The 3,012-nt window shown below is 40.3% G+C and carries 4 protein-coding genes; all 4 read right to left on the minus strand.

Features of this window, described 5'->3' with window-relative positions; genetic code table 11:
- Positions 1–507: 507 nt before the first annotated feature.
- Complete coding sequence (locus LD39_RS05760) at positions 508–903, minus strand: DUF350 domain-containing protein (protein WP_035543865.1); 396 nt, start codon at positions 901–903, stop codon at positions 508–510.
- Positions 904–917: 14 nt separating this feature from the next.
- Complete coding sequence (locus LD39_RS05765) at positions 918–1,586, minus strand: DUF4247 domain-containing protein (RefSeq protein WP_035543868.1); 669 nt, start codon at positions 1,584–1,586, stop codon at positions 918–920.
- Between the two features lie 76 nt (positions 1,587–1,662).
- A complete protein-coding gene (locus tag LD39_RS05770; RefSeq protein ID WP_035543870.1) occupies positions 1,663–2,334 on the minus strand; it encodes a PspA/IM30 family protein in 672 nt (223 codons plus the stop codon).
- Positions 2,335–2,349: 15 nt separating this feature from the next.
- Positions 2,350–2,862, minus strand: a complete 513-nt coding sequence (locus LD39_RS05775; RefSeq protein WP_035543872.1) for a DUF4178 domain-containing protein — start codon at positions 2,860–2,862, stop codon at positions 2,350–2,352.
- Positions 2,863–3,012: the final 150 nt, after the last annotated feature.

A 3,012-nucleotide genomic window follows, 5' to 3' on the forward strand; every position in this document is an offset into this window, starting at 1 on the left:
TCGCAGCTTCCCAACCACCCCATTCGATGTAGGTGAATAACGAACCCACCTACACGGATGGAGCCTCTTCCTCACCCCCTACCCTTTAGTTGAAAAGCGCTCGATCGCAAGCGTTAGAATTCAAATGACTGCCTGTTTGAAAGTTAAATACACCAACTTTATTCCGCTTGAAATCTGCTTATTCTGGAAGTGATTTCGAGAAACTCTTATGGTCATGGGGCGGAGGGAAATGGTGAGACTCCTATGGGTTGTGCGGGTCAGCTGAGACCCCACAGGACGAAGTCCGAGGAGGCTCAGCGCCCGCCCCATGGAAAGCGAACTGTTTCCCGGAGCCTCTATCCACTCATCAAACATCTCGAAACTGAGTCTTCCGGAATAGGGAGCTTTAATGGAATAATACCAGTCGCTTGTCATTCGTGAATCCTTATATACGATTTTGAAACTCGTTTCACCAAAATTTTTCTAGAAAAAAGCCACTATGAGATAGTGGCTTTGAGATAAATATACTTATGTAATCGATGCACCGATGACAAAAGCAAGACCGATGGAAACCCCCATAGAAATGATCCCCACTGCCGTATTATTTTCCTTCAATTTCGTCTCAACTGAAAACTTACGAGTGAATAGTTCAAACAAAATATAAGCAATCATCTGAAGAACTACTCCATACGCCCCCCAAATTAAAGTATCCCAAACAGTGAAAGAATGATAAATAGCAAAAGATAAGATGATACAAATCCCAATAATTTTCCCTGAAATCGACATAGCTACAGCTTGATTACCTCGCTTAACCTCATCCCAATCCTTGTATTGACGCGTAATCCACTCAAAGATCAATAGTCCTATGACTACAACTGCGATTGCTATAACAAAATAACCTAATGTTGCTAAAAATGGTCCCATTCCTAACGCCTCCTTTATTTTCCTGCTCCTGGCCCTCCGCCTCGATTGGAAGACCCACGTAGTGATCCAGATCCTGAATTATAGTTTCCATACATTCCATAACCACTATAACAGTCACCTGTTTGCTTGCATCTAGTATTTCGTTTATTATGCCAATCATTTACACCAAGCACTCTATTTAAAATTGAGTAAGCCAGCAACCCCTGAAAGAAACTTGGATGATAATTATTCCTCACAAATTGTTCGCTTGCAAGTTCAATAGTTACGACCCCTGGTTCTTCTTCACTTTCTTGTAAAATCACAAAACGATTGGGATAAATAAGGGCTTGTTTCCCTTCTTGGCGTTCACTAATCTCTTCAGGCTTTATCTTATCCGATAACGCTTCCGATACTTCAGGTAAGCTTAATTCTTTAGTCATGTAAATACGAGATCTTCCTTGATCAGATTGTACCGTATCCAAGAGAGGGAAATTGTTCTTAATGAGTTCTTCAATAGAACTTGCATTCGAATTCCGAATGTTTTCCAATATTTCTGAACGGCTTGGTTCGCTAGGCAATTCATTGTATGTATCTTCTGTATAGGATCCAGACATTCCTCTTGAAGCTTCATCATTTCCAAAAACATTAAATAATAAAACGATCGCTATGATGCCGACGACGATGATTCCTCCAAAATCTCTCACTTCATCTGATCCTCCTTCCCAGAAAAATAGCCGTGCCCGACTTAATGTCAGGCACGCATTGTTTTACAAAGCTGTCTTATTCTTTATTCATTTTCTTTTTCAGTGCTGCAAGTTCATCATCCACGTCATCTTTTTTATTTAAATCTTCAAATTCATCGTCAAGAGAACGACTTTCTGAAGACATATCTTCACTTGTTTCCGCTTCAGCTTCATAATGCATGACTTTTTCCTCCATACGTTCAAACCCTTGACGTGATTCGTCCCCGCCAATATTAGACATAGTACGGTTCATCTTCGTACGAGTCTTCGCTGATTCTGCACGGGCTTTTAGTGAGTCTTTTTTAAGTTTCATTTCTTGATACTCTTTCTTCATTTCATCAAGCTTCTGACGCAAATTGTTTGAATCTTGCTGAGCACGCTCCCATGAGGCTTTAAGCTGATCCGCTTGTTCTTGATGGTTTTTCTTATCCTCAAGCGCCCGGCGAGCTAAATCTTCGTTACCTGCTTCGATCGCCTGTTCGGCTTGCTTCATTCGTTTATCGACTAAAGCTTGAGCATCATCATATTTACGCTTAAGCATCTTTTCGTTAGCGATTTGCTTGGCAACTGCACTCTCCGCTTCACGGATATCACTCTCCATGTCACGCATGAATTGATCGAGCATTTTAACTGGATCTTCTGCTTTATCTAGCATCGCATTCATTTCTGAACCTACGACAGTTTTTACACGTTTGAAAAATTTAAACATTTTATTTCCTCCTTATTATTTAGAACCTGCGATGATTTTAATTTCATAGGGTTCGATATCATATCCATAACTGACTTCGACTTCACTTCCCCATGACTCCAAACTTAAATAAGTTTCTTCATCTTCGGAAATATAATCGGCATACCGTGTAGTACGGCCATTGATATTCTCGCTTCTTCCTTCACCGGTTACACGTGCTTCGCCCTGTTCATCTTTGTAATACATTTTCCCTTCGTATTTCAATTCTTTCGGGAACGGCTCTGCAACCGGAAGCTTGACCGTTTCATATACACCAAGCTCCAGCTCATCATCCATTTCAGCTGCCAGCCACTTCGTCGAACTTCCTTCTAACAGTTGGTAAGCAAACCACTCATAGGAACCATCTCTATATGTGATTTTCCCAACTACTTCATAATCCACAAGATCGAACGTGACGATATCTCCTATCCGGATATTCAAAACCGTTCGTTCTTCCACCTCAGGGGTGGATTTATTTTTACTGGAAAACAATTTTGAAAAGAATCCCAAATCCTCACCTCTCCTTCAACTTTGACCTTGTGTACCTTTATGTACGTGATAACCCGCTTTTGGGTTTCAAATTTTTTTATTTTTGTCGTGGAAGCACTAATATTTACTTAGAATATAAGCGTTTTAATTATAGATCTTATTTTTTTCATT

The organism is Halobacillus sp. BBL2006, from assembly GCF_000786645.1.
Lineage (GTDB): Bacteria > Bacillota > Bacilli > Bacillales > Halobacillaceae > Halobacillus.

Bases quoted from the DNA above. Each gene is read 5' to 3' on its own strand.
- LD39_RS05760 (WP_035543865.1), bottom strand. From the start codon at position 903: ATGGGACCATTTTTAGCAACATTAGGTTATTTTGTTATAGCAATCGCA.
- LD39_RS05770 (WP_035543870.1), bottom strand. From the start codon at position 2,334: ATGTTTAAATTTTTCAAACGTGTAAAAACTGTCGTAGGTTCAGAAATG.